The 4,137-nt window shown below is 76.7% G+C and carries 3 protein-coding genes; all 3 read left to right on the forward strand.

Annotation, left to right across the window (positions count from 1 at the left end; all coding sequences use genetic code 11):
- Positions 1-3 precede the first annotated feature (3 nt).
- Complete coding sequence (locus E1258_RS30515) at positions 4-399, forward strand: type II toxin-antitoxin system Phd/YefM family antitoxin (RefSeq protein WP_132407199.1); 396 nt, start codon at positions 4-6, stop codon at positions 397-399.
- Between the two features lie 220 nt (positions 400-619).
- Complete coding sequence (locus E1258_RS30520; RefSeq protein ID WP_132407195.1) at positions 620-1,186, forward strand: GNAT family N-acetyltransferase; 567 nt, start codon at positions 620-622, stop codon at positions 1,184-1,186.
- Between the two features lie 417 nt (positions 1,187-1,603).
- Positions 1,604-4,137: non-ribosomal peptide synthetase (locus E1258_RS30525; RefSeq protein ID WP_132407197.1), on the forward strand; the 2,534-nt coding region annotated here is incomplete at its 3' end.

The raw sequence follows: 4,137 nt of genomic DNA on the forward strand, positions 1-4,137 counted from the left end.
GCCCTGTCCCACGAGCCCACCCCGCCGCGTGCCGTGCCGCTGCGCGAGGCCCGCACCCGGCTGACCCAGCTCATCGCGATGGCCGAGCTGACCGACATGGTCACGATGGTCACCCGCGACGGCGACCCTCGCCCGATCGCCGCGATCGTGCCCGCCTCCGCCGCCCGCACCGCGGCGCAGGCGCGGGCCGACGCCGACCGGCTCGCCACGGTGACCGCCGGGTGGGCCCGCCGCCTCGACGAGTCGCACCGGCAGAGCAGCCGGCGGCACGCCGCCGAGCTGCGGGCCGTCACCGAGGCGCTCGCCGAGGTCTGGGCCGAACTCGACCGCCGGGTCACCCCCGGCAGCGACCCGGCCCTGACCCGGCTTCGCGCCGCCCACGCCGACCTGCTGCGCTGACCGAGAGGCTGTCCCGCGCCGATCTGCCGCGCTGCCCCGCGCTGCCCGCGCCGATCTGCTGCGCCGCGCTCCTGCGCTGACTGACGCCACGTGGGCTGACCCTCGCTCACCGCGTGGTGAGGTCGGGCGGCCCGGTCGGGCGGCCCGGGTGTGGCCGGGTAGCCGGCGTATGGTCTGCTGGGCCGGTTCGCTCGCCCGCCCCGCAGCCTCGGGAGGCCCGGTGTTCGCTCGCTTCCTGACCGCCGACGCCGAGCTGCGTGTGCTGGAGCCGTGGCGGGCCGAGGAGTTCCTCAGCCACCTCGACCGGGCCCGTGACCACATCGCGCCCTGGGTGGGGTCGTCCTTCGTGGCCACCGACCTCGCGTCCGCGCGGGCCGTCCTGCAACGCTACGCCGACCTGTGGGCCCGCGACGCCGGCGGGATCTGGGGCATCTGGCTTGCGGGTCCGGCCCCGCAGGGGCCGACGCTGGTCGGCGGGGTCATGTTCGTCGCGTTCGACACGGCGCTGGGCAGGTGCGAGGCGGGCTGCTGGTTGGAGCCGGCGGCCCAGGGGCGGGGTCTGATCACCCGCGCCGCCGGCGTGATCGTCGACTGGGCGGTGCGGGAGCGGGGCATCCACCGGGTCGAGTGGCGGACGGACGCGCGCAACACCCGCAGTGTCGCCGTCGCCCGCCGGCTGGGCATGCGCCGCGACGGCACGCTGCGCCAGGCATCTCCCGGGCCGGGCGGGCGCATCGACATCGAGGTCTGGTCGGTCCTCGCCGACGAGTGGCGGCGACCGGCCTGACGGCTTCGCGCGGCGGGGCCGGGCCCGCCCGGGGGCCTGGCGGTTACCCGACAGCCTCGGGCCGGCCGGGCCGGCAGCTGGCGGACCCTCCTGGCGCATCGACCCTGTTCAGCGCTTTCCCGGCCTGACGCGCAGTCGTATAGCGAACCGACGTCGCCGTTTCGCGTTTCCGCCACCTGTGTCCCACATCTCGGGAGGGCACTTGGCATTCCCATCGGCGCTCGTGAAATCTCTCAGCGGAGAGCAATCGACTGATCGCTGTAAGTGGCAGAGCGTGAGGGCTCGGAGCACTGACCTGCCAAAGGGTCATCCCGGGCGCACGTACCGTTACGATCTTGGGGGCCGTTCGGTGTCTGGCTGCACGCGTACGACGAATCGCGGGCGGAAGTGATTATCTCCGCCCGGCCCGCTGGGCCGGTGCGCCGGGCCATCGCACCCCGCATCTCCGGTGCCCCGCTCACCGGCACCTGCCTGCACCACCTAATCGAAGCCCAGGTGGAGCGGACCCCCGACGCGGAGGCGGTGCGCGTTGGCGACCGGGGGCTGACGTACCGGCAACTCGACGAGGCGGCCAACCGGCTCACCCGGGTCCTGCTGGCGCACGGCGTCACCGGCCAGCACCGGGTCGGGGTCTGCCTGCCCCGCGACGTCGACCTGGTGGTGGCCCTGCTGGCGGTGCTCAAGGCCGGCGCGGCGTACGTGCCGCTCGACCCGGCGTACCCGCCGGCGCGGGTGGCGTTCATGACCGAGGACTCCGGCGCCCGGGTGGTGCTCACCCGCACCGGCCTGGCCGACCGCTTCGGCCCTGCCGCGTTGCCCCTGGACGCCCTCGACGTGGCCGGACAGCCGGCCGACCGCCCCGAGGCGGACGCCGACGCGGCCGGGCTCGCCTACGTCATCTACACCTCCGGCTCCACCGGCCAACCGAAGGGCGTCGCCATCGAGCACCGCTCCGCCTCGGTGCTGATGGGCTGGACCCGGTCCGCCTTCTCCGCCCAGGAACTGAGCGGCGTGCTGGCCGCCACCAGCGTCTGCTTCGACCTGTCGGTGTTCGAGATCTTCGGCCCGCTGTGCTGGGGCGGGCGGGTGGTGCTGGTCGACAACGTCCTCACCCTCGCCGACCCCGACGCCGCCGGGCTGCCGGTCACCCTGGTCAACACCGTCCCCTCGGCGATGAGCGAGCTGCTCGCCGCCGACGCCCTGCCGGCCGGCGTCCGCACCGTGTGCCTGGCCGGCGAGCCGCTGACCGCGGCCCTCGCCGCCCGCGTCCTGGCCCGTCCCGGGGTTCGCCGGCTGCTCAACCTCTACGGCCCGTCCGAGGACACCACCTACTCGACCTGCGCGGAGATCACCGCCGACGGAGGCGTCCCGCCGATAGGCCGACCGCTGCCGCACACCCGGGCGTACGTGCTGGCCGCCGACGGCGTGCCGGTGCCGCCCGGCGCCGCGGGGGAGCTGTACCTGGCCGGCGCGGGCCTGGCGCGGGGCTACCTCGACCGTCCGGAGGAGACCGACGCCCGGTTCCTGCGCGACCCGTTCCGCCCCGGCGAGCGGATGTACCGCACCGGTGACCGGGTCCGGCTGCGCCCCGACGGGCAACTGGAGTTCCTGGGCCGCCTCGACGACCAGGTGAAGCTGCGCGGCTACCGCATCGAGCTGGGCGAGGTCGCCGCGGCCCTGGCCGACCTGCCGGGCGTACGCGAGGCCGCCGCCGTGGTGCGCACCGGGCCCAGCGGCGATCCCCGTCTGGTCGGCTACCTGGTCGGCGCGCGCCGCGACGACGTGCCGGCCCGGCTGCGCGAGCGGCTGCCCGCCCCACTGGTGCCGGCGGCGGTGGTGTGGCTGGACCGGATGCCGACCACCCCGAGCGGCAAGGTGGACCGGGCGGCCCTGCCGGCCCCCCGGTGGGAGGCGGCCGACGCCCCGGGCCCGGCCGACGCCACCGGTGCCGCCGACGCCCAGCGCGATGCCGGTGCGGCCGACGCCGGCCACCCCGCCGCCGGTCCCGCCCGGCAGGTCGCCGCCGTCTGGCGGGACGTGCTCGGCGTGCCGGTCGCCGGGCCGGAGGCCGACTTCTTCGACCTCGGCGGTGACTCCCTGCTCGCCCTGCGGTGCGCGGCCCGGCTCACGGCCGCCACCGGCGTGCCCGTGCCGCCGGCCGCGCTGTTCGACCATCCCACCGTGGCCGCCCTCGCCGCGCACCTTCAGGCCGCGGTGGCCGGCGCCCCGCAGGTCCCGGCGGCCCCGACGCCACCGGCCACCGCCGGTACGCCCGTCACCGACGGGCCCGCGCCGCTGTCGGCAGCGCAGCGCCGGCTGTGGTTCCTGCACCAGCTCGACCCGACCGACACCTCCTACCTGGTGTCCTACCTGGTCGAGTTGGACGGCATCGTGGACCGGGCGGCGCTGGCCCGGGCGCTGCGCCGGGTGGTCGCCCGGCACCCTGCGTTGCGCACCGTGTTCCCCAGCTCCGATGCCGGCCCGGTCCAGCGGGTGCACGACGACCCGCAGGTCGAGCTGGTCCTGGAGCGATCCGTGCCGGGGGTGCCGCTGGCGGAGCGGGTCGCCCGGGTGGCCGCCGCCAGCGCCGGTACCCCGATGGACCTGGCCGCCGGGCCGCTGCTGCGCGCGCACCTCGTCGCCGACGACCGCCCCCGCTTCGCGCTGCTGCTGGTGGCCCACCACATCGTCTGCGACGACTGGTCGTTCAGCGTGCTCGTGCGCGACCTTGGCCGCTGCTACGACAGCGAACGCGAGGCCGCCGTGCGGGTCACCCGGCCCCGCCCGCCGTGGCCGGCCCGGCCCGTGCCGGGACCGGCCGCCTTCGCGCTGGCGCAGCGCGACTGGCTGGCCGGCCCCGCCGGCCGCCGCGGCCTGGACGAGGTGGTCGCCGGGCTGCGCGGCGCGCCCACCCTGCTCGGCCTGACACCCCCGTCGACCGTCCCAGGCCC

Origin of the sequence: Micromonospora sp. KC207 (genome assembly GCF_004348615.1) — a bacterium.
In the GTDB taxonomy this organism is placed as follows: domain Bacteria; phylum Actinomycetota; class Actinomycetes; order Mycobacteriales; family Micromonosporaceae; genus Micromonospora.